The sequence below is a fragment of the Anoxynatronum buryatiense genome (genome assembly GCF_900182905.1).
GTDB classification, from domain to species: domain Bacteria; phylum Bacillota; class Clostridia; order Peptostreptococcales; family Tindalliaceae; genus Anoxynatronum; species Anoxynatronum buryatiense.
In genome coordinates this window covers 131,288-153,955 of the sequence record NZ_FXUF01000006.1, presented here as the reverse complement: position 1 = coordinate 153,955, position 22,668 = coordinate 131,288, and the positions used below count along the sequence as shown (strand labels likewise).

The 22,668-nt window shown below is 35.5% G+C and carries 22 protein-coding genes; all 22 read right to left on the bottom strand.

The window, feature by feature from the left end; all coding sequences use genetic code 11:
* Positions 1–2: 2 nt before the first annotated feature.
* Positions 3–980 (bottom strand): Gfo/Idh/MocA family protein, encoded by a 978-nt coding sequence (locus QOL74_RS09785; protein ID WP_283409289.1) that lies wholly within the window; start codon positions 978–980, stop codon positions 3–5.
* Positions 981–2,150 carry a UDP-N-acetylglucosamine 2-epimerase gene (neuC, locus tag QOL74_RS09780; RefSeq protein WP_283409288.1) on the bottom strand — a complete coding sequence of 390 codons (1,170 nt, stop codon included), beginning with the start codon at positions 2,148–2,150 and terminating at the stop codon, positions 981–983. It abuts the gene before it with no gap.
* The gene (neuB, locus tag QOL74_RS09775) at positions 2,147–3,145 is read right to left on the bottom strand and encodes an N-acetylneuraminate synthase (RefSeq protein WP_283409287.1); all 999 of its coding nucleotides are present in this window, start codon (positions 3,143–3,145) and stop codon (positions 2,147–2,149) included. The genes neuC and neuB overlap by 4 nt, the downstream gene beginning before the upstream one ends.
* 105 nt (positions 3,146–3,250) lie before the next feature.
* Positions 3,251–3,844, bottom strand: a complete 594-nt coding sequence (locus QOL74_RS09770; protein WP_283409286.1) for an acyltransferase — start codon at positions 3,842–3,844, stop codon at positions 3,251–3,253.
* A 69-nt stretch (positions 3,845–3,913) separates the two neighbouring features.
* The gene (locus tag QOL74_RS09765; RefSeq protein WP_283409285.1) at positions 3,914–5,143 is read right to left on the bottom strand and encodes an N-acetyl sugar amidotransferase; all 1,230 of its coding nucleotides are present in this window, start codon (positions 5,141–5,143) and stop codon (positions 3,914–3,916) included.
* On the bottom strand, positions 5,144–5,806 hold the full coding sequence (gene hisH / locus QOL74_RS09760) for an imidazole glycerol phosphate synthase subunit HisH (protein WP_283409284.1): 663 nt from the start codon (positions 5,804–5,806) through the stop codon (positions 5,144–5,146).
* Between the two features lie 8 nt (positions 5,807–5,814).
* On the bottom strand, positions 5,815–6,669 hold the full coding sequence (gene hisF / locus QOL74_RS09755; protein ID WP_283409283.1) for an imidazole glycerol phosphate synthase subunit HisF: 855 nt from the start codon (positions 6,667–6,669) through the stop codon (positions 5,815–5,817).
* On the bottom strand, positions 6,659–7,705 hold the full coding sequence (locus QOL74_RS09750; RefSeq protein WP_283409282.1) for a sugar phosphate nucleotidyltransferase: 1,047 nt from the start codon (positions 7,703–7,705) through the stop codon (positions 6,659–6,661). The genes hisF and QOL74_RS09750 overlap by 11 nt, the downstream gene beginning before the upstream one ends.
* A 25-nt stretch (positions 7,706–7,730) precedes the next feature.
* Complete coding sequence (locus QOL74_RS09745; RefSeq protein ID WP_283409281.1) at positions 7,731–8,894, bottom strand: LegC family aminotransferase; 1,164 nt, start codon at positions 8,892–8,894, stop codon at positions 7,731–7,733.
* Positions 8,895–8,903: 9 nt separating this feature from the next.
* Positions 8,904–10,022 (bottom strand): N-acetyl sugar amidotransferase, encoded by a 1,119-nt coding sequence (locus tag QOL74_RS09740; protein WP_283409280.1) that lies wholly within the window; start codon positions 10,020–10,022, stop codon positions 8,904–8,906.
* A gap of 45 nt (positions 10,023–10,067) precedes the next feature.
* The gene (locus QOL74_RS09735; protein WP_283409279.1) at positions 10,068–10,739 is read right to left on the bottom strand and encodes an LbetaH domain-containing protein; all 672 of its coding nucleotides are present in this window, start codon (positions 10,737–10,739) and stop codon (positions 10,068–10,070) included.
* Positions 10,740–10,755: 16 nt separating this feature from the next.
* Positions 10,756–11,733 carry an NAD-dependent 4,6-dehydratase LegB gene (locus QOL74_RS09730; protein WP_283409278.1) on the bottom strand — a complete coding sequence of 326 codons (978 nt, stop codon included), beginning with the start codon at positions 11,731–11,733 and terminating at the stop codon, positions 10,756–10,758.
* A 21-nt stretch (positions 11,734–11,754) separates the two neighbouring features.
* On the bottom strand, positions 11,755–13,113 hold the full coding sequence (locus QOL74_RS09725) for a surface carbohydrate biosynthesis protein (protein ID WP_283409277.1): 1,359 nt from the start codon (positions 13,111–13,113) through the stop codon (positions 11,755–11,757).
* 4 nt (positions 13,114–13,117) lie between these two features.
* On the bottom strand, positions 13,118–14,623 hold the full coding sequence (locus QOL74_RS09720; RefSeq protein WP_283409276.1) for an MATE family efflux transporter: 1,506 nt from the start codon (positions 14,621–14,623) through the stop codon (positions 13,118–13,120).
* A gap of 32 nt (positions 14,624–14,655) precedes the next feature.
* The gene (locus tag QOL74_RS09715; RefSeq protein WP_283409275.1) at positions 14,656–15,921 is read right to left on the bottom strand and encodes an O-antigen polymerase; all 1,266 of its coding nucleotides are present in this window, start codon (positions 15,919–15,921) and stop codon (positions 14,656–14,658) included.
* A gap of 11 nt (positions 15,922–15,932) precedes the next feature.
* Positions 15,933–17,075: a glycosyltransferase gene (locus tag QOL74_RS09710; protein ID WP_283409274.1), complete on the bottom strand. Its 1,143-nt coding sequence runs from the start codon at positions 17,073–17,075 to the stop codon at positions 15,933–15,935.
* A complete protein-coding gene (locus tag QOL74_RS09705; protein WP_283409273.1) occupies positions 17,072–17,659 on the bottom strand; it encodes an acyltransferase in 588 nt (195 codons plus the stop codon). The genes QOL74_RS09710 and QOL74_RS09705 overlap by 4 nt, the downstream gene beginning before the upstream one ends.
* A 1-nt stretch (position 17,660) precedes the next feature.
* Positions 17,661–18,635: an SDR family oxidoreductase gene (locus QOL74_RS09700; protein WP_283409330.1), complete on the bottom strand. Its 975-nt coding sequence runs from the start codon at positions 18,633–18,635 to the stop codon at positions 17,661–17,663.
* Between the two features lie 17 nt (positions 18,636–18,652).
* A complete protein-coding gene (locus tag QOL74_RS09695; RefSeq protein WP_283409272.1) occupies positions 18,653–19,972 on the bottom strand; it encodes a nucleotide sugar dehydrogenase in 1,320 nt (439 codons plus the stop codon).
* The gene (locus QOL74_RS09690; RefSeq protein WP_283409271.1) at positions 19,972–21,081 is read right to left on the bottom strand and encodes a glycosyltransferase family 4 protein; all 1,110 of its coding nucleotides are present in this window, start codon (positions 21,079–21,081) and stop codon (positions 19,972–19,974) included. The genes QOL74_RS09695 and QOL74_RS09690 overlap by 1 nt, the downstream gene beginning before the upstream one ends.
* Positions 21,082–21,083: 2 nt before the next feature.
* On the bottom strand, positions 21,084–21,926 hold the full coding sequence (locus QOL74_RS09685) for an NAD-dependent epimerase/dehydratase family protein (protein ID WP_283409270.1): 843 nt from the start codon (positions 21,924–21,926) through the stop codon (positions 21,084–21,086).
* A 61-nt stretch (positions 21,927–21,987) separates the two neighbouring features.
* Entirely contained in the window at positions 21,988–22,593 is a 606-nt protein-coding gene (locus tag QOL74_RS09680) for a sugar transferase (RefSeq protein WP_283409269.1), read from the bottom strand.
* Positions 22,594–22,668: the final 75 nt, after the last annotated feature.

Genomic DNA, 22,668 nt, shown 5'->3' with positions numbered 1-22,668 from the left:
AACTAAGCCTCAATTCTATCAATCAGCTCGAGAATTTTTTTATCTTTTTCAAAATTATAGATAGGTTCAATAGCTTTCGCTATCACGTCAAAAAAAGACTTAATTTCATCATAGTAAGCATTTTCAACTACAAATTGACTATATTGGCCCAGTTGATCCACCTTTTCGTATAAATGAATATTCTCTTCTTTCTTATTCTTTATGTCCATCATTTTAAGTCCATTAGCGGATCCGTCCCAAGACAAATATATGTTTTCTCCGAAAACTTCCAGGTTTCTTACTGCTTTCCTTGACACAATATCAACGGCAACTACGCCTTTGTGACCTGATTCATGTTCAAAAATAACTATATAGTTATCATCGTAATCAATATTTAATGAACTGATCTTGCTTTTTCTCACAATAATATCCTTCACGTTCCCGAATACTTCGATAAGCCATGGTAATTCGATTGCAAAAATTTCTCTGCATCCATTCGTTCTCTTGTCGCCAACAAAAAAATCCTTATAATTCTCCCACGGGTGCCAGTCTGGTAAATATTGCCCAATGTGGTAAGTATAGTTTAGTTTGTTATCTTGTTCTTTTACTAACCTATTAATTTCTTTTATCTCTGCTCTATATAAGAACGTCGATGATAAAAATAGAACTTTCTTTTTTGCTTCTGCTAATTGAACGTTCTCATCATATCCTTCGGTTACCAAGTTTAACTCTGTAAAAACATGTAGATTATTCTCTAAGCTTATCTGAGTTAGTTTATTATGAGATAATGGAGAAGTGCAGATGATCGCACAGTTAAGATCATAGTATTTAATAACCTCTTCTAAGCTATCTTTTGTGTCTATTCCAAATTCAGCTTCAGAAATATCCCTTCTCTCTTTATTTAAATCGATTCCAATGATTTTAAAAGAGTTGTTATATTGCTGAATTAAACGAATTCTTCTTCTTCCCATTGAGCCGAGTCCAATTACGGCAATATTCATCTACTTCACCTCACAGTCGTAAAACTTCTTTTTAAGGTTAATCTTCCCATCAAATACATATTCTTTAACAACCTCAACTATTCTATCAGAAGTATTGCCGGTTCCGTGAGGATTCACCGTTTTTTTTGCTTTTTCAACAAAAGATTTTGTCATCACTTGCACGATTGCTTCTTTTATTCTTTCCTCCGATGGTTCACAATTTATGATGCTATTTGATTGCAGCCTTCCTTTTTGTCGGTCTCCTATGTTAATTGTCGGAATACCAAAACTTGGAGCCTCTAATATCCCGCTTGATGAATTTCCGATAACCATTGAACAGTACTTAAGTGCACTTAAATATCGCCTCGTGCCAAGCGAAGTAAACGTTGCAATATTAGCATTTTCTTTTGAGTAATTATCAATAAATTGATTAATGATTCGCCCTTCCGTATCCGCATTTGCCTTAGTGAAAATGAAAGTGATGTCTTTGTATTTTTTGCAGGCTTCAAGAAGAGATTCAATCTGCTTCTTAGCGCTGTTGTTTTCAAGTGTTACTGGATGGAATGTAACCATCGCATATGGTCTCGATAATTCCATTTTAAGATCTTCTTCTAGTTCTTCTTTTGATAACAGCTTTTCATTTAGTATATTTTCAATACCTATCGCTCCGACATTATATACACGATCCGGATGTTCACCTAATTGAATCACTCTTTTGCGATATTCCTCAGTGCTAGTAAAATGAAGGTAGCTTAATTTAGTAATTGCATGACGAACAGATTCATCTATGGCTCCTTCTGTAGTTTCTCCGCCATAGAGATGAGTGATTGGAATTCTCTGATTCATAGCCACAGTTGCTACTGCTAGCGTTTCATAACGATCACCCAGGACAATCAACAAATCCGGATTAAGCTCCTTAAAATAATCTGCAAAGCTAATCATCGCAAGTCCCATTGATTTAGAAATTGAGGATGGTGTATCTGAGCTTAATAGGATTTCTATCTTCTTGTCAATCTTAAAACCATCATTTTCAATTTCCTGATATGTTAAACCAAACTCTGGCGATAGATGTGCGCCTGTTGCTACAATTCTAACATCAAACTCTTTAACTGAATTTAATTTGGCAATAATCGGTTTTAACAAACCATATTCCGCTCTTGTTGCTGTTAGTATACTAACTATTTTCTTCATAATTCTATCAGCTCATCTTCTTCGAAATCTCTTGAAGCAACTCGCCCTATAACATCAAACCATTTCATAGGACTTATTCCATTGCCAGGTCTTTTTACCGTAAGGTTATCTTCAGTGAAAACCTCTCCTGCTTTTATGTCTTGCTTTGCAGTAATACTCTTACGTGCAACCGCCATATTTTTTTTCTCTGATTCAACTGGCTGTTTCATCCCATCACCTAGAGCTAATTCAATGTGTCTTATGGAATCAACCATAACCTTCAGTTCATCAGGTTCTAGACTAGCTTTGTGATCAGGTCCTTCCATATTTCTATCGAGCGTAAAATGTTTTTCAATGACTTTAGCGCCTAACGCAACTGCTGCAATAGGAACCTCTATACCTTTGGTATGATCAGAATAGCCAATTTGTACACCAAATTCATTTTCTATCGTAAGCATTGCTTTCAAATTCACATCTTTAAATGGTGTTGGATACTCTGTTGTGCAGTGAAGAACAGTCAGTTCTCCTGCGCCATTATCTCTTAAAACATTAACTGCACTTCTTATATCATCCATCGTACTCATCCCTGTAGAAAGGATGACAGGCTTTTTAAATTTAGCAATCTTCATCAGATAAGGTAAATTTGTGATATCTCCCGATGGAATTTTCCAACTACCCATCTCTAAACTATCTAAAAAATCAATGCTATCAAAATCAAAAGCAGTGGACATAAATTCTATATGTATATTTTTGCAATACTCATTCAGTTGCACGAATTCATCGAAAGAAAGTTCGAGCTTTTTAAGCATATCGTGTTGTGATTCTTCAGCTTCTGTTTGCTTCTTTTGATATTCAGCTTTTACTGCATTCTTTGATACAATATTTTCTGAGATAAAGGTCTGAAACTTTACGCAATCAGCACCTGCATCTTTAGCTGCATTTACTAATTTTTTCGCTAACTCTAAACTACCATTATGGTTCACACCAGCTTCCGCAATAATAAGTGTTTTTCTCATAGTTATCGATCTCCTATTATAACATTTCCTTAGCGATATTACTTCGTATAAAGCTAATGACTCCAACGTTGACAGCTGCAAACATCAAGTAAAATACACCTTTTCTTATATTCCGTTGTGATTACTATTATCATCTGCCAACAACTCAAGCTCTAATTCCAGCATTTTTTTGTTTCTATCTTTTAATCGTTTCGCTGGAACACCGGCATATACACCCCATGGTTCTAATTTTTTGTTAACTAAGGTCATTGCCCCAACACTGCATCCTTCGCCAATATCACACGGCCCAATAATAGTTGTACTGCTACCAATAATAACATGTCTTCCAAGAACTACTTTTCCACCACGATAATTTGTGTACTTTTGCGGAACAGCTTGTGCTGTCAGATAACTTCCACTATAATCATCTGATGCGCTATATATTACTGTATTAGCAGCCATACTGCTAAAGTCTTTTAGTTCTATTCCTAATGCACCGCTTAAGTGTGAACTACGTGCTATAAACACGTAATTGCCGATAGTGATTGATCCATTAACTGCAGACAAAATGACAAAATCATCGATTCGTACATTATTGCCAATTGAAATATTTTCTTGTCCATAAATTCTAGCATCAGATGATATTCTAACATTTTTTCCTATACTTTTAAAACCAAAATCAGCCATATCATATTCCGTTAAATACTTGCTCTGAAGCATTTTGACCCTCCTTTTGATTCCCAGCAGCGGCCTCCACCAACGATTAAAAGCAGTTTCCTTTCACCGTATCTAATCCTCAGTTCCATCCCTATTAACTGTATATCTCAGTCTCCATTCTCCATCTGCCTTTGTCCAAAGATGTGGTGATCTAAATTTATCTGTTAAATCATATCTAAAATAGTCTGGGTCAATCTCTAAGTATTCCATAATTTCATTGAAATATCTGTCCGGAAATTCTCCATCAAATTTTTTAACCAAAGCCATTCCTTCTTCTCTGGTCAAATGCTTGTTTCTTATTTCTTGAGACGCATCGTATGTAGCTCTTCCGATCCCAAATTTAATAAACGTCGTATAGTAGTGCAAATCATCAATTTTATCGTCAATGCTATTGTATTTACTGTAAGTTCCCTGAGTTCTAAAAGGTCTTGCTCGAAAGCCTGTATTCTCAACAGCATAATAATAGGCCTCCTGTGGTATCCACTTTAGATAATACCCCAAGTAATGTACCTCAATGTTGCATTTTTCCACCTCATTAACTGGCGCCGGTAAAAATGATTTTATATCTGACAGTCTAACATCATAGTTTTCCATTATTTCTTTCACCGATATACCACCTAAATAAATCTCATCCAAGTGCTCATAGGTATAATAGGATTTGTCCCTTAATGAAGTTGCATTATCTGCGATTGGGTTTCCATACTCAGCCTCATTCTCTCCATAAAATATCAGCTCTATTCCAAACTTTTGCGCCATCTTTGGTGCAAGATTCTTTTGTCCTAGAATAAAGGTCTGAAATGGATGGAATAAGTTTTCAATTGAAAGTTTTGTCAGCAGCTTCATGACTTTACCATTACGATTAAAGCTAATATTGTCAAACCCTCCAACATCAATCCAATTCTTAAAATTCTTATACCCATAATCTGTATATAGAATTGGAGGCCATGTAACTGTCAATGGATTCATCCCATATTTATACTTTAGAACGTGGGCCTGATAGACACTATCTTTACCGCCGCTGCCCGGCACCAAGCAATCGTAGGAACCATCTTTTTTTCTATGCTTATCTAATAGTTCAACCAGCTGTCTCTCTCTATCTTCCCAATCAATCTTTGACTTCTGTTCTGCAGTACGACATGCATCACAAACACCTTCTTCATCAAGCTTTAGTGTGTTCTTCCTGCTCTCTATTGTATGATTATGCTCAACGGCTGATGTTGGGCGTTGATTTGACATAACACATTTAGTACAAAAAGCAACATCCTCTGGCAATCCATAATACACCTCACGTCTATTAACCATCTATTTCCCCTCCTTTGATCTTATAATCCATTCCTTAATATTCTCGTAAATTTCCAATCCCTTCAACCCGCTTTTTTCGGGGTGGAATTGAAATGCAACAATATTATTTTGCTGAATGGCAGAGCAATACTCTATGCCTTCATAACTAGTCTTTGTAAGGATCACCTTTTCATCATTCGGCACCACATAATATGAATGAACAAAATACATGTACTCTCCTGCTGTAATATTCTTCAGAACAGTCCGTTCCCACTCCATATTGCCCTTCATAATCTTATTCCAAGCAATCTGCGGTACTTTGATTTCTTCTTGATTTACATGCTGCGGAAACCTAACAACCCTCCCCTTTATAAGGGCTAATCCAGGTGAATTTCCAAACTCTTCACTTTCTTCAAACAAGAGCTGTAACCCCAAGCAAATTCCAATAAATGGCTTCCCGGTTTCCACAAATGCTTTTATCGTCTCTACTAGTCCATGTTCATTTAGATGTTTCATCGCACTGCCAAAGGCGCCAACGCCTGGCAATACAAGTGCATCTGCTTTCATGATATGCCCGCGATCTTTAGTTATCTCTACAGCCAAGCCAACTTTCTCTAGGGCATTTTTTACACTAAACATATTTCCCATGTCATTATCAATTATCGCTACCCTTGTATTCTCCATATTGCCTCCTAACTCACTCTATGTCTGCACATAACACCATCTCTAATTAAAGATCTTTTTATTTCATCAATCGTCATTGTCTCTTTCTTTGAACCTCTATTATTTATTACGAGAAATTCAGTGTTACCTTCGTCTTTATAATCATCGGATAGTTGCATTCCTTTGATGCATTCATAATGCAGTACAGACGCGATCGCCACTGCATCTGCTCGCCCCTTTTTGATCACCTCTGCAATATGCTCAGGCTTACCTGCACCACCGTGGGCAATAACTGGAATAGTTGCATTCTTAGTAACACTCTTAATTAAATCTAGTTCGAATCCCTGTCTCGTTCCTTCTGCATCTACAGAAGTAATCACCAATTCTCCAGCGCCCAGTTCTTCTGCTTGTTTCGCCCACTTGCAAACCTCTATCCCGGTATACTCTCTACCGTTATCAATGTAGGCAAGATATTCACCATTTTGCTCTTTGATCGCTTCTATTGCTACGACAATAGTAGATGAGCCAAACTCACGAGAAGCTTCTCGAATAATATCAGGATTCCTTATAGCTGCCGTATTCAATGATACTTTGTCTGCCCCGGCTCTAAGTACGCGTCTAATATCTTCAACGGAGCGCAAGCCTCCCCCTACAGTCAATGGAATGAATATTTCTCTAGCAGTCTTTGATATGACCTCGGATAGGCTATTTCTTTCATAGAGGCTTGCTACAACATCCATATACATTAATTCATCAATATCATTCTCATAATAGTATTTTGCAAAGTCCTCTGGCTTTCCTAATACCCTTAGTCCCTCTAAATGAATTCCCTTCACCAGGTTGGGTCCTTTTATATCTAGCCTAGCTATTATTCTATGATTCATAGTCCAGTCGTCTCCTCATTTCTTCCATTTCATCTATCTGCCCCATATCCATCCAGCTATTTTCACTTATTGGATACACTCCAATCTTTTCGCCTTGAGCTTTGTGTTTTTCAATTATGTCAGGAAATCCAATCGCTCTATCTTCTTCAATTTCTTCAAGCACTTTAGGCTCTACAATATACATACCGGTATTTGTGAAGAATGATAGTTCAGGTTTTTCCTTCATCTTTTCGATCTCACCCGTTTCACTAATTTCTATAACACCATAAGGGATTCTTATAATCTTTAAAGAACAAACCATTGTAATTAAATTTTTTTCTTTTACATGATACTTGTAGATCTTTTCATAATCCTCTTCGATTAAAACGTCACAATTTGATAAAATAAATGTTGACTTGATCTTTCCCTTAAGTAGACTCAACCCCCCACCAGTACCTAGCGGCTTATCTTCATCTACATAGTCAACCTTGTAGGCTTTTTCAATTTCATTAAAATAAGCTTTAATCATATTCTTTTTGTGATTGACTATTAGATAAAATTGATCACATCCATACTGGTTAAAACGGTTCATAATATGCTCAACAATCGGTATTTCACCAATCGGTATCAATGGTTTAGGAAGTATTTTAGTGTAAGGATATAATCTTGTGCCAAGACCGCCGGCCATTATAACAATCGGTATTTTCAATTCCTTTTTTTGCTCAATGCCTTCTTCATTCAAAAGAACTACTGAGGTAATCTCCATGCTTTTGTTTACAATTGGTAGAGCATCTATAAAATTCTTCTTCATGAATTCTCTTGCTGCGTGTTTATTGTTTTCTTCTAAGTAGAGAGGATTATAATTAGCAATATCTTTTACTTTTGCATCTAAGTTGCCTTTCTTTAATATCCATCTCCGAATATCGCCGTCTGTAATTGCCGCGGCTAATTTACCGTCAATCTGAACAAAAAGAACTTTCTTGGATGTTGCATCTAAGCGTTCCATTGCTTCAATCATACTATTGTGTTCATCTATAATTACAGCACTGACTTCCAAAATTTTATCCTCCTCACCTTTTCAATCAAGCGTTTTTGAGGATGCTAAGAACCGTTACTACATCGTCTTTACTTAAGTTAGAACTGCATGGTATATTCACAACATGCTCCAAATAATGACAAGCCTTTTCAATCTTATAAGTTTGATTTCCTACATACGGCTTTTGATCACTAATCAGCCCCCATATGGGTCTTGCCTGTATCTTTTTAGAAGCTAGGTATTTAATGATTTGGTCTCTATTTAATGGATACTCTGGTTCTACATACACAGCATAAAACCAATAATTCGGCCGAATGCCATTATTAAAATCAATAATTCTTAATCCTGGTATCTCTAGAATTTCCTTCTTGTATAAGTCATAATTGTCTTTCTTTACCTTAATGAAGTCTTCCAATTGTTCTAACTGTGCTAATCCTAATGCTGCCTGAAGATTAGTCATTCGATAGTTATAGCCAATTTCATCGTGTGTATAGTAGAGTTCATCGCTTTTTGCTTGGGTTGTAAGATGCTTCGTTCTCTTAAGCAACTCCTCGTTATCAGAAACAATCATTCCTCCACCTCCGGTGGTCATGATCTTGTTTCCATTAAAAGAATAAACACCAATATCACCTATCGTTCCTGCGTGCTTTCCTTTATACTTTCCATCAAGATAGTACGTACCAATGGCTTCTGTTGCATCTTCAATTACTCTTAGATTGTATTTTTTTGCAATTTCAATAAAACCCACCATGTCAGCCATGTTTCCAAAAACATGAACGACAATCAATGCTTTAATGTTTTTTTCAGTGGTCTTATTGATGAGTTTACCTTCAATAAAGTTGCATTCAGTTTCACAGAAATATCTCAACTTATCTACATCCATGCATAGCGAATCGTCACAATCCATGAAAATTGGTTCTGCACCGATGTACTTCACTGGATTTACTGCAGCAATAAAAGTAAGTGTTGGAACGATCACTTCATCATTTTCAGTCACTCCACATGCTTTTAAGGCTACATGAAGGCCAGAGGTGCCATTTTGACATGAAACAGCACCTTTACACTTAGCGTAATCCGCTATCTTTTCCTCAAACTCATTTACATATGGCCCCCCAGTCGAGACCCATTCTGTTTTAATAGCATGCGTCACATATTCAAGCTCTTTTCCTTTTAAATTAGGTACTGATAATGGTATAAATTTATTATGCAAATGGCTCACCTACCTATCTCGCCAAATTGGATTTAATAACTTCCACTCACCAAATATATCTTTTTCAAATAATTCTTCATTGTAGAGTTTATCAACTATGTCCCAAAACTCTGATTCTGAATACCCAAGAAAATTAATAAAATCAGAAACACATTTAGGATCTAAGGCATGATCATGTTTTTTGACTAATTCAACCGCTTCATCTCTTGATAACATTCCATACCTGACAAATCTTGCTGCATAATCAGTTGCTGAAGCATGTCCAAATTTAGGATACTTCATCCATGAATGCACCAAATATGCTCTACTATCAATTTGGTCGAAATTTTCAACATGGTGAGTTCTCTCCCATTCATGAGTTAAATCTTTAAAACCTCTCTTCTTAGCAAATTGATAGTTCGAATAACTATTCCATGTAATAAAATATGAGACATACATTGGATCAAGTTTATTCAATTCTTCAGTTGATGGTGCTTTTGTCATTTCAAGGACTTGTTCAGTTATCCCATCAATGCTAAGCAACTCATCTAGTTCAATATCCGATGCCACTCCATTGCTTAATTGATTTTTTGCAGAATAGGTCTCTTCATAAACACTACCTCCGTATTCAAAACTGACATTCTCTCCATACACAAGTAAAGGAGTACTAAATTTTATCGCCATATGCATAGGAAATGTATAGATTAATCTATCAATGAACCAAGTCGGTTTTCCATATTTCTCAAATGTATATCTCATTAGTTTCTTTTGTGCTTTTCTATCAGGTTTTAAACTGATAATCGGGCAACCAAATTCTTCTGAGATATTCTTCAGATTATGTTTTCCTGCTTCTGTCATTTCAAAATTGTCTTCAACGCTGAAAAGAATCGGATTCATCTTCATGACTTCTTTCATTAGATAAACTTGATAATGACTATCTTTGCCACCGCTCACTGCAATAGCACAATCGAATGAAGCTCCGTTCATCCCACGGTACTTATCACATAATGCTTCGAGTTCTTTGTATCTTTTATCCCAGTCAATTTGTTTGCGTCTTTCATATGACCGACAAGCTGAACAAATTCCTTCTTCATTAAACTTGATTCCTGGTCTTGTATTCGACATGACACATTTTTTACAATATTTCATTATAAGGACCTCCATTTTAATAAAGCTATTTAATGCACAGCATACTCATATCAGCCAAAACTCTGATATATGTTTATTAATTTCGCTTAAACTTTTTTCCTTTATCAACAAATTTGGCGAATGCCCAAAAACAATGCATCCATCTGGGATGTTTTCATTTATTATTGTGGTGCCTGTTGAAATGATGACATTTTTTCCGATATTTACTTCACCAAGTACTGTTGAATTTGAGTACATAATTACGTTTTTGCCTATTTGGGGATAATTAGGATTCGTCCCTTTATCGCCACCAACTGTACATCCCTGAAAAATATAGAATCCATCTGAATATCGCGCTCTTCCCAAAACAGAACCCATTGGATGCTCTACTCCAAAATATTCAGGCAATGCTATTTCATAATACCAGTCAACCGAGTTCATGATTTTATTAAGATAGTATAATTTAGTTGATAGCTCCGAATCTCCAGCTTCACGGTGTATTGTGTTTGCTAGATAATACAAAAAAATCGAATATTGACCTGAGTGATAGGGCGAGAATTTGCAATTATTTGAAGATCTATAATATTTATCTTTCGTCAGTTTAAAACACTTTGAAAGTCTTTCCAAAGTCGTATCAACATAGTTTTTCACATTTCCCGACGATCCAAGTAGATTGTTTAGCTGCAAATTCACAAGATTTATCAAATCTTCTCTGCAAATTTCCATTTTCATCTCCATCTGTTGTCACCTCAAATTATATATTATAAATATCTATTTTATACTGATTCAAGTTATTCTTAAAGAATTCAACAGTTTCTGCCAATCCTTGTTCAATAGTATAATTTGGTTTCCAATTTGTTAATCTCATAATTTTTTCGTTAGAACCAAGAAGTCTATTCACTTCACTTTTTTCAGGTCTAAGTCTCTGTTCCTCACAAACTATTATTGCCTTCGGATTGATTTGTAAAATCAACTCCTCAGCCAGTTGACCAATCGAAATTTCTTGTTGGGTAGCAATGTTGATTTCTTCACCGATAGCCTCATCTGATTTTGCAATTTCTATAAACCCATTGACTGTATCTTTTACATAATTGAAATCTCTTGTTGGCGCTAATGAGCCAAGCTTTATCTCTTCTTTACCTGCAAGAAGCTGTGTTATTATTGTTGGAATGACGGCTCTTGCTGATTGTCTAGGTCCATATGTATTAAATGGACGAACAATTGTGATTGGCATGTTGAAGCTGCAAAAAAATGATTCTGCCAATCGATCTGCCCCTATTTTAGTGGCTGAATACGGAGATTGGCCCTGGTAAGGATGTTTTTCATCAATCGGAACATATTGAGCTGTTCCATACACTTCTGACGTAGATGTAATAAGAACTCTAGATGTACCCAAATCTCTCGCAGCTTGAAGTACGTTAAGCGTGCCTTTGATATTCGTATCCACATACGTGTCAGGCGAATGATAGCTGAATGGGATGGCAATCAGTGCTGCAAGATGAAAAACTTCATCCATTCCTTTCATGGCTTCTCTAACGCCATTTGGATCACGAACATCTCCTGTAAACACCTCCACTTCTTTTATAATCTCCTGAGGTATCACATCAAGCCATCCCCAAGAATTAAATGAATTATAGTAGGCAAAAGCTTTCACCTTGTGTCCTTGTTTGACTAATTCTTCTGTTAAATGACTTCCGATAAAACCATCTGCACCTGTCACTATTATTTTCATTCTTTGCCCCCGTTTCACAAATTATTTGATATTACCATACATGTTTACCATTGACTTAAGTTTCTTGAGTTTGTTTTCTTCATCATTCTTATTAAAGGCTTTGTTTACAGCTTCATCTTCCCATGTTTGTATCGCATACTTTTTTCTTAATCTTGCATCCCTAATCGAAAAATGGAAATTCTTATGTGTAAACTGATATATTCTTTTTAAATAAATTTTAAGAATATATCCTTTGAAAATAAGGTATTTCCATCTTTTTATTAACCATTGTGCTCTATTGATTTCATTTTCAGGATTATCATTGATATGTTTTTCTACTTCATTAACAATCCGTAAATAAGTTGGCGTGTCAGATATGTCGTAATATCTATTTAAAATATCTGAACTAATTGGGAAGTTTTCTTTAAAATCTTTCTGTTTAGAACTGTTTTCTATTTCTAGTTTGAACTCATCATAGTTAGTTATGAATTTGCCATCCTTGTATAGAACAATATCATATTTTTGTGGATATGGTTCGGGCCTTAAAACCAAACAATGTTTTTTTGCTACATAACACTCTGTAATCGATGTACTAACCCAAGTTGTTATTATGTCGGTAGTGAGAATCCACTGTTTGATATTCAACTCAGGAATGACATGGAAGTTATTTGGATATTTTTTTTTGAGATCACTAAACAAGTTGATGTCGCTCTTTTCTGCTGGATGAGGTCTATAAATAATATTGTAACTTTTATCATCCAGTATGAGGTTTTCAAGCCACTCCAAAATTTCTTTTCTGGACCGTGTATTTAAGTCACTGATAGAAATGGCGTCTTCTCCTTCTTGATAAGTGTACAACGTTTTGGCAACTTCAACATTATCTGCCAATGCAAAGCTAGAGATAAATAACAACCATTTTTTATCCTTGGAAAGGTTATATCTATCCGCAATATCATCGCGATTATACCAGAAACCACTAAACTCTGGTCTTAAGTAATCAAGTGTAATAAACCCTGTAACCGATAAGTTTTTATCTGGAACTCCATTCATCTTGCAATAATTATAATCTGCTATGCCCCAGTTCATTGTTGGTATATCTTGGGCTTTTCCTTTTGGTGCCATCACGCCTGTATCCTCATCATGTTTAGTAAATATTTGTTCATAGCGCATACTTATTGAAGGTACTCCACAAGAGTTGAATCGATATGATAATGTATCAAATTGATTGTTATCATACATACAAGGCCATATGATAAAATCAAATTTTTCAAAAAGACAAAATGTATCAGCATCATTCTTGATGCTTACAATATATCCATTATTCTCAAAAATAGTTTTCAGCAATAACGCATTATCAAATTCTCTTGCTCTTAATTGATACACAATCAACATCTTCTTCATGGCTTTAACCACCTTTTAGATTTGTTATTAAAAATTGAGTTTCTTGCTTGCTTGATATCACAAAGTAGAACGCTACAAAGAGTACACTTACCAAGAATACCTCAATAATAAAAATTTCCCATGATGAAGGAGCTTTAATCGATACCATTATTCGAGAAATAACTACGGTATATACACAAGTGATAATACCAAACAAAACGCTTCTATAGTAATCTTTTGCCTGATATAATGTCACAGCATTCGTATATAGAGGTATAAAGAACACGTCTCGTACCACCGCTACCACTATTGTCGATATTAAAATTCCATATATACCTATGTTAAGTAACTTGCTTATCAATAGAATGAGGACTATGTTGGCCGCTCCCGCGATCAACTGAGAAATCGCAGGAATTTTGAACTTATTATAAGCTATCAATACCTGTTCAAGTACATTCGCAGAAAAAGCGAGTGGAATATAGATAAGCGTTAGTATAATGATGAAATTATGATCCATATAATCGTTACTAATAAATAAGCTCAGTAAATACTTCTGGAATACAAGCATCCCACCTACTATAAACCCATTCGTGATTGATATAATCTTTACACATTTCGATACATATTCTCTGAATTTTTCAATATCATCATCTGCGTAAAACCGATAAATGTTCGGAACAAAGGTTGACAACAACGTCATTGTCAGTACACCTATTAGCGAAACAAATTGAACTATAGTAGCGTATACCCCTGTTATATATACCGAAATTAATGTACTCATTATTATTACATTTATATTCGCTAACAACACAGCGCCTATTTTATTAATGGACATCCATAACCCTGATGAAATGATATCCTTCATTGCACCAGCTGAAAAAGATGTCCATGTTATTTTGATGCCAGGCATGAGCTTTTTGTAAATTGAAAAGTATACAAATAACGAAATTGTATCAATAACAAATGAACCTATGTAAGCATACCATAGCTTTGCCGGAAAATACCCGTATAAAACTAATGCAAAAATGATCCTCCCTAGATAACTAAGAACTTGTAAACCATGCATAATGTACGTCTTATTCGCATAGTATACGCCTGCTTTCATTGGTGTACTAAAGGTAGTGACTATAAACGATCCTCCTATTAGCAGTAATAACAACTGAACTTGAGAAACATACTGATCACTTACGTTGAGCCACATTCTTGCAGACACTGCAAGCATTGAAAAAATAATCACCATTATTCCAGAGATTAATAAAAGCCCAAAGAATGATGCATTAAAATACTCATTAGCTTTATTTATTCTTTTTTTATGCAACTCTAAAGACACATACCTGGCAGTGAATGTTGTAAACACAATTGTTACTATATGTGCCATGTTAACAAAGCTGGTTATCACTGCGATATACCCATACGCTTCTACATCCATTATTTTTTGAACATATCCCAACAGCCAAAGTGATTGAATTGCCGAGACTAAAACATTAATCAGGCTAATAACTGTATTCTTGTTTTTTTGAATGAATCGCATGGTATCGCTAACACCTCTTTGTTCCTAAGACTTTATTGGATTATTAAAGCGCCATCTCTGTGTATTTGCTCTCTTTTATCACGCAGGCTACTTCTAATTATTAAAAATGCAATCACCATTGCTAAGTTCTGTGCATTGAATAAAAGAATATAATCTCCAAAAAAAACGGAAAACACCCCTTTTTGAAACATTGCCAAGACTATTGAGTAGGCCTCATTTCTGTTCGACATATTATATAATGTTGACATCATCCATACAATAATTACCGGGTATATGATTACCCCTATCATTCCAAGATCATGATAGTGTCCAAATATAAAAGGTACTGCATTAAATCCTCCAGTACTTATATATCTCAACTCACTGCTGCTTGATAGGCCTAATGCTTGGCTAATTGATGCAAATACATATTTATATATTGTATACGGTGTTCCTTCCCTAATTAATGTATCTAAATTCTGATAACAATATACAATATAATTGTATACAGAATTAAATATGAGTGAATCGGTTCTTCCAGAATAAATGGTGCCTACGGTGGGATCCTGCCATCTTAATAAAGAAAATGCCCCAAAAAGAAATATTATTGCTACAAGTACTCTTCCCAGTCGACCAAAGGATAATCTTTTTTTCCTGTTTGCTATATACAAATAACCCAATAATTGAATAATTGCCGTTCCTCTTGAAACCATAACAAATAATGTAAAGTAGAGTGACGCTCCTATAATAAAAATATTGAAGTGTTTCTCAAGTCTGTTCTTACATCTACCAAAAATAATCTGGAAAAATGAAATAATCGATATATGAGGAAGCATAAATGAAAAATATTCGATAAAAACTATATTTGACTTTTGCCACTGCCCTTTATTTCCTTCCAATGTCACAGTAAAAAAATAAGTAATATCGATACCTTGCTCAAAAATAACCCATACCGCTGAAAATAAGCTTACGCAAGCCCATACGTAGTAGAGCTTGTTAAATTTATAGGTAAGCATCATGTTTTTCAAAGGCATTTCCCTGCGCCTCGATGACAACGATACTAATCGAGCTCTTCTCCCTTTTAATAATAATAATCCAGCAATTGTCATCGAAAAAGCGGATAGAATTATCGCCCAGTATGTTTCTGGAATCCAATCTCGCTGGAATGAACCTAAGTTTAAGTGACTAACCCCTGCAAAAAAAAGCCAGATAGATATCATGATTCCAGGAGGATTAAGAACATCTTTGGTGATCCAATAAAACACCATATATAAATATATTGCAAAAAATGAAAATAAGAAATATCCCCAAAAATTCATTGTCTACTCCTTCATCTATCTATGTTTATTGTTGAGAGAAATTTATCAAAAAACCCACTTCTGATTCTCTCTGTTTGTGTGTTTGTATATTTAAACGATCTGTAAAAATTTTCTTTTGCACAATATGACATATATTCCCGATCACTGATCATTCTTTCAATTAAATTGGCTATCGCTATATAGTCCTGCGCACTGCATAAGCAATCCGATCCAATTTGTTCACCTATTGCGGTTTCCAATGAACCAATCACAGGACATCCTCTACTCATAGCCTCAATAATTGCTCGTCCCAATGTTTCGGCTTCGGATGGCATCACAAGAATATCAATATCATCTATCCATTTAAGCACTGGAAAGCCTGCTGGTAGTATTCCATTAAAAGTGATTTGATCTTTTATGCCAAGTTTTTCTGCCATATTTGTCCATTTGTCATTACTTCCACCTCCAAGGAATCTAATTATACAATATATATCTCTTTTCTTTAGTTCATTAGCCACTTTAAGCAATGTTTTATGCCCTCTATATGAAACTTCTAATGATCCGATTAAGCCCAAAACTACTGAATTAAATTCTTGCTCTGATATTTTGCTGAGCCTTTCGTCAAGAGCTTCTAAAGAAGGCTCTTCTAAATACACATCTGGACATCCTACAGAATTGCCATTCGTTGGATAACGTTCCTGCAGAAAACGTTTTGAAACATATAACACAAACGGCGCGTGCTTAACTTGGTATTTCATTACCGATGACATAAAAGGAGCAATTAACTTCCCTCTAATACTTCCATACAAACTGTATGCCGTTTTTGGATCGCCAACAACTTCTAACAAGTACGGTTTATTAAAAACCTTGGCATAGTGGACTGCTAAACATCCTATCCAACTGGGTAATCTTGCAATTAGTATATCCGTGCCTTGTACAGCATGTTTGACTTGTTTATATCTGCCCTCAAAGTAGTTGAGAAATCTTATTTTATTTATGCTGATTTCTTTGTAAGAATTGCTTGCATGCTCTTCTTCATATATTCTGGTAAGTAACGTTAAGTCACCGAATTTTTCCGTGTACCGTCTCAACACGTCGTTTGGCAGACCTCCAGGGGTATAATGCTTGCCATCAATTAGTCTAATTTTATGATCATGCGCAAATAAAACTTTCAACCCTCGAACCTCCCTTTTATTTGTTTAGAAGGAACCCCGCCGTAAATGAAATCATTATTAGTATCTTTGGTGATGACAGTACCCGCACCTAATATACACCCTGAAGCAATTTTTACTCCTGAAAGAACTACCACTTTGGCACCTATCCATACATTGTCTTCAATCGTAACCCGTGCATGGTTAATACCTTGATCTTTGATTGGAATGGTTCTGTCGCCATAATTATGAGTAGTGCTCATTATGGTAGTTCCATGAGCTATTGATACATCATTTCCAATTGCAATCTCGCCTGTTGAATCTATATAACACATTGGATGTATGCTGACATTATTGCCTATTTGCAACTTGTCAGGTGATAATAAGTATACTCCCGGCTGAATCATAACATTATCTCCACATTTTTGGGCTACAGATTTGAGCAATGAGTATCTTATAACTAAACCAATCAATCCGTTTGTGTTTCTATGAATTTCAAGTAATTTGATTCTAAATCTAATCGGTAATATTTTATAGAAGGAGGAAAATAATAATAACACCCTCCTATATCTTTTAAATTTATCTCTACCTCTTCCATTTTGTGTCATCCTACAAATTCTCCTTATACCATTTTAGCGATGCCTCGATTCCTCTTTCAAAGCTCCAGTCTGGGTTGTACCCAATCATTTTTTTTGCCTTACTAATATCAGCATTGCTATGCTTGATGTCCCCTTTTCTTTCAGGTCCAAAAATTGGTATTACACTCTTGTCCAGAGCATTACAAAGTGAAATATAAACATCTATTAAGCATTCTCTTCCACCATAGGCAATATTAAAAACTTCACCTGCCACTTCTGATGTTGCTTTACATGCTTTGAAATTTGCCTCGATTACGTTTTCAATGTAAGTAAAGTCCCTACTCTGTTTCCCATCACCATTTATTATCGGTTGCTCATCATTAAGAAGTTGCTTGATGAACTTTGGAATAACTGCTGCATATACACCGTTGGGATCTTGTCTCTTCCCAAACACATTAAAGTATCTTAAACCATATGTATCCAGCCCATAGATTTTTTTATAAAGTTTTCCATACTCTTCGTCTGCCATTTTGGTTAACGCATATGGTGATAAAAGGTTGCCTTCTCTACCTTCTTGTTTCGGAAGGTTAGGTTCATCGCCATAAACTGAAGAGCTCGATGCATAAACAAACTTTTTGACACTATTCTGTCTTGCTGCTTCCAGCATATTCAGTGTTCCTCTAATATTGATTGCTTCATAGAGTAACGGCATCTCAATGCTTCTTGGCACACTTCCCCAAGCAGCTTGATGAAGCACATAATCGATACCTTCACAAGCTTCCATACAGGTGTTGAAATCTCTAATATCTCCATTGATAAAAACAAAATTTTGGTTACTTCTAAATGAGTCCACATTTTCTTGTTTGCCGTTCGATAAATTATCAAGGCACCTTACCTTGCATCGTTTATCTAATAAGGCCTCACACAGGTTGGAGCCGATAAATCCAGCTCCACCTGTAACAAGAAATGTACTCTCTTTTTCAAATGTTATATCTTCATATCCCATGCTATTCACGGCCTTTCCTACAGTCTCCAGTATCTATACCCTGCCGCTTCATATTCATTTCTATCTAAGATTCCTTTAATATCAATTAGTACTTTGCTTTCATTGAGACCTGACTTAAACATATCGTCAAAACCTTCTTTAGAAATTTTTATGAATCGATTATGCCCTACCGCCACAAGGATAGCATCCATATTATTAATATCCTCAAGCAAATCAAATATAATGCCATACTCATGCTCTGCCTCTTCCGCATCAGCTTCAGGATCCGCAATCTTAGGAATGATTCCATATTCCTTAAGTTCATTTACTATATCAATGACCTTTGTATTTCTGGTGTCAGGGCAGTTTTCTTTGAATGCAAATCCTAAAATTGCTACTTTTGCATCCTTAACCGGAACATCTGCCTTAATGAGATTTTTTACTAGATTTTCAACCACATATCTCCCCATATCATCATTGATTCTTCTTCCCGAAAGAATGATTTGTGAATGGTATCCTAATTGTTCTGCTTTATAGGTTAGATAATATGGATCTACACCTATGCAGTGTCCTCCAACTAATCCTGGATGAAATTTCAGGAAGTTCCATTTAGTTCCTGCCGTTTTTAGAACCGCCTTAGTGTCTATTTTCATCTTATTAAAAATGATAGAGAGTTCATTCATAAAAGCAATATTGATGTCTCTCTGTGAGTTTTCAATTACCTTAGCCGCTTCGGCTACCTTGATTGACTCCGCTCTATGTACTCCAGCATCTACAACCAGTTCGTAAATTTTCGCAATAGTGTTAAGAGATTCTTCATCTATGCCGGATACAACTTTTACAATGGTTTCAAGCCTATGCACTTTATCGCCAGGATTGATTCTCTCAGGTGAATATCCAACTTTAAAATCCACACCACACTTCATTCCTGATTCCCTTTCAAGAATTGGAATGCAAATTTCCTCTGTAACTCCTGGATAAACTGTAGACTCAAATACAACAATTGAATTTTGGGTTAGATTTCTTCCAACCATTCTACTGGCTGATTCAACTGGCTTCAAGTCAGGTGTGTGATCAACATTTACAGGAGTAGGAACTGCAACAATATGAAATTTGGCTTCTTTTAATTTTAACTCATCTACTGTAAACTCTACCGTCGTTTCTTTAACCGCTTCATCTCCAACTTCTTTCGTTGGATCAATTCCTTTTTTATATAACTCAACTTTTTCTTTGCTAATATCGAAACCAATAACATCAACTTTCTTGGCAAATGCAACTGCAATAGGCATGCCTACATAGCCAAGGCCTACAATAGAAATTTTTTCTTCTCTATTTTTAATCTTTTCGTATAAACTCATCATCTTCCCTCCGTGACTCTGCTGATTTCCTTCAAATATTCTTCAACAATTATTGTTCTGTCAAATTCTTTTTCAATTTTTCTGCGTCCAGCAATTCCCATCTTCATTCTTTCTTGATTAGATAGTTTCATAAATTTAAGTATTGCTTGAGTTAAACTATCAATATTCTTAGCCTCAAATCCAAATCCGCTAACCCCTTCATCAAATATTTCTCTACATCCCGGAATCTCTGATGCTAATACAGGCCTTCCAGTAGCAGCAGCTTCCAGTAATACGTTAGACATTCCTTCATGATATGTTGGATGTATAACAGCGTTGCATTTTTCTATATAATCCCTGACATTATCTATAACACCATGAAATGTAATTAATTTGTTCTTTTGGAGAAAATCAACCTTCTCTTTATATCCATCTTCACAAAACCCCAGTGCGTCGAAATGCACATTTTCATGGTCTTTTTTTATTCGTTTGGCTGCCTCAATAAGTTCTTCAATTCCCTTATCTTTCATTATTCTTCCTATATATAAGAACCTCACAATGCCACTATCATTTGGATAGTCTCGATAAGAAAAATCATTAATATTGATGCCTGAGCCAGGAATGACTTTATATCTATTTAAAGAAATGCCCTTTTTTATGAAAAAGTCTCTATTACTTTCGTTTTGGAAAAAAATACACGTTGCCTTTTTAAACGCTGATTTGTATAACGCCACTACTATCTTTTGAAGAACACCTTCATTTCCAACCGCCGTTCCTAAGCCTGTAACATTTGCTATGATTGGTATCTTTAGTATCCTGCATATGATCCCCCCATAAATATTCGGTTTGATGGTATATGAAAGGACCAATTTGGGCCTTATCTTTTTCATTAACCCATAATAAGATTTCATTAATCTTAAATCTGAAACCGGATTCATCCCTCGTCTATCCAGAGGTGATTCGATATAACTACATCCCATCGCTTCTAATCTTTTCACTTTTTCACCATAAGGCAAAGTAATATAGATCTCATAGCCTTCATCCAGTAGTTTTTGGATTACTTCTTTTCGGAAATTATAAGTGTAAGAATGATGATTTGAAAGGATCAAAATTCTTCTATTGCTATCCATTCTTAATCCTCCGACCTTTTAATCGATTCTTTAAAGCCACAAACTCTATAATCACTCATGTATTCAGACATGTTCATATCATAAATCAAGTCACCAAACACTTTGTTTAACGTCCTTACATTTAGTAATTTTAATGCGGGATTAAATAGTTTAGTCATTACAACTTTCTTGCCATGGAACTCAGCAATCAGCCTGACCATTTCACTAGGATTTGTATATTCGTCATTTTGCGGAAAAAATGTTCCTCCACTTTTGCTATCAATAATTTGCTTAACGAACTCCGATAAGTTGTCTATATAGATCATACTGCGCTTATTATCAAAATCTGGAAAAATTGGTGTTTTGAGTGCTAATTCAGCTAACTTTGGGTAGTTCCCTCTGCAGCCTTTTCCATAAACCATAGGTGGTCTAAGAGTTGCAACAGTGAAAAATTCGTCTTGTAACGTATTAATCAACTCTTCGGCTTCAATTTTTGACTTTCCATAAGCTGTATCAGGATGAAGCGGCGTCTCCTTATTAATAACACCATTCTGAACACCATATACACTCATTGAGCTTAAAAAAATAAACTGCATAACTCCATTTCGTTTTGCCTTCTGTGCAGTTTCATAAGCAAGATCTCTATTTACTTTATAATAAAGGTCTTGATTCTCATTTGTTTCTTTAATATGCGCTACCCCAGCCACATGAAACACAGCCTCATATTGAGAAAAGCATCTTTCTTTCCATGATCCATCCTTCATATCAATCGTATCGACTTTATAGGTATCAGGTTCTCTTAAGAGCCATTTCTCAAGAGATGTGCCTATGTAGCTATTTTTACCGGTGATAAGTATATGTTTCATTTTGTCACCTCGCAAAGCTCATCTTAGAAATCCGAAAGGCAAAAAAGAATAGCTGATAAATTTAGTCTTTGATTTTGCTTCTTGTTCTTCCCTCGGCTACTCCTTCTGATCTTATTATCGAGAATATTGTTCCAATAAAACATCTAATGTCCATCAGAAGGCCCATTTTTTCAACATACTCCCCATCCAGTTTAGCTTTTTCATCAATTTCAAGTTCATCTCTACCATTAATTTGAGCCCATCCGGTAAGACCAACAGGCACCTCATTGGCACCATACCTCTCTCTTTCTTTAATAAGATCGTACTGATTCCAAAGTGCTGGCCTTGGACCGATTATACTCATCTCACCTTTAAAGATATTGATGATCTGTGGAAGCTCATCCAGACTTGTCTTCCTTAATATCGTGCCCACTCTTGTGATCCACTGGTCAGGATTTTCTAAAAGATGTGTTGGAGTGTCTCTCGGTGTATCAATACGCATTGTCCTAAACTTTAAAATATAAAAATGACTCTTATGGATTCCTACTCTCTTTTGTTTGAAGAGAATCGGCCCCTTTGAGTCAATCTTAATGACTATAGTAAGGATCATAAAAACAGGAGCTAATATGATAAGTCCTAAAGTTGAAAATATGATATCCATTAGTCTTTTGAATTTTAAATAAGCCATTGTGTTTAGCCTCCACATATCCATTCCTATTCTAATGCATCCATTTTTCTGATTCCTCGCTGTGTGTTAGTTCAA

Bases quoted from the DNA above. Each gene is read 5' to 3' on its own strand.
- QOL74_RS09785 (WP_283409289.1), bottom strand. From the start codon at position 980: ATGAATATTGCCGTAATTGGACTCGGCTCAATGGGAAGAAGAAGAATT.
- neuC (WP_283409288.1), bottom strand. From the start codon at position 2,150: ATGAAGAAAATAGTTAGTATACTAACAGCAACAAGAGCGGAATATGGT.
- neuB (WP_283409287.1), bottom strand. From the start codon at position 3,145: ATGAGAAAAACACTTATTATTGCGGAAGCTGGTGTGAACCATAATGGT.
- QOL74_RS09770 (WP_283409286.1), bottom strand. From the start codon at position 3,844: ATGCTTCAGAGCAAGTATTTAACGGAATATGATATGGCTGATTTTGGT.
- QOL74_RS09765 (WP_283409285.1), bottom strand. From the start codon at position 5,143: ATGGTTAATAGACGTGAGGTGTATTATGGATTGCCAGAGGATGTTGCT.
- hisH (WP_283409284.1), bottom strand. From the start codon at position 5,806: ATGGAGAATACAAGGGTAGCGATAATTGATAATGACATGGGAAATATG.
- hisF (WP_283409283.1), bottom strand. From the start codon at position 6,669: ATGAATCATAGAATAATAGCTAGGCTAGATATAAAAGGACCCAACCTG.
- QOL74_RS09740 (WP_283409280.1), bottom strand. From the start codon at position 10,022: ATGAAATATTGTAAAAAATGTGTCATGTCGAATACAAGACCAGGAATC.
- QOL74_RS09735 (WP_283409279.1), bottom strand. From the start codon at position 10,739: ATGGAGATGAAAATGGAAATTTGCAGAGAAGATTTGATAAATCTTGTG.
- QOL74_RS09730 (WP_283409278.1), bottom strand. From the start codon at position 11,733: ATGAAAATAATAGTGACAGGTGCAGATGGTTTTATCGGAAGTCATTTA.
- QOL74_RS09725 (WP_283409277.1), bottom strand. From the start codon at position 13,113: ATGAAGAAGATGTTGATTGTGTATCAATTAAGAGCAAGAGAATTTGAT.
- QOL74_RS09720 (WP_283409276.1), bottom strand. From the start codon at position 14,623: ATGCGATTCATTCAAAAAAACAAGAATACAGTTATTAGCCTGATTAAT.
- QOL74_RS09715 (WP_283409275.1), bottom strand. From the start codon at position 15,921: ATGAATTTTTGGGGATATTTCTTATTTTCATTTTTTGCAATATATTTA.
- QOL74_RS09705 (WP_283409273.1), bottom strand. From the start codon at position 17,659: ATGACACAAAATGGAAGAGGTAGAGATAAATTTAAAAGATATAGGAGG.
- QOL74_RS09700 (WP_283409330.1), bottom strand. From the start codon at position 18,635: ATGGGATATGAAGATATAACATTTGAAAAAGAGAGTACATTTCTTGTT.
- QOL74_RS09695 (WP_283409272.1), bottom strand. From the start codon at position 19,972: ATGAGTTTATACGAAAAGATTAAAAATAGAGAAGAAAAAATTTCTATT.
- QOL74_RS09690 (WP_283409271.1), bottom strand. From the start codon at position 21,081: ATGGATAGCAATAGAAGAATTTTGATCCTTTCAAATCATCATTCTTAC.
- QOL74_RS09685 (WP_283409270.1), bottom strand. From the start codon at position 21,926: ATGAAACATATACTTATCACCGGTAAAAATAGCTACATAGGCACATCT.
- QOL74_RS09680 (WP_283409269.1), bottom strand. From the start codon at position 22,593: ATGGCTTATTTAAAATTCAAAAGACTAATGGATATCATATTTTCAACT.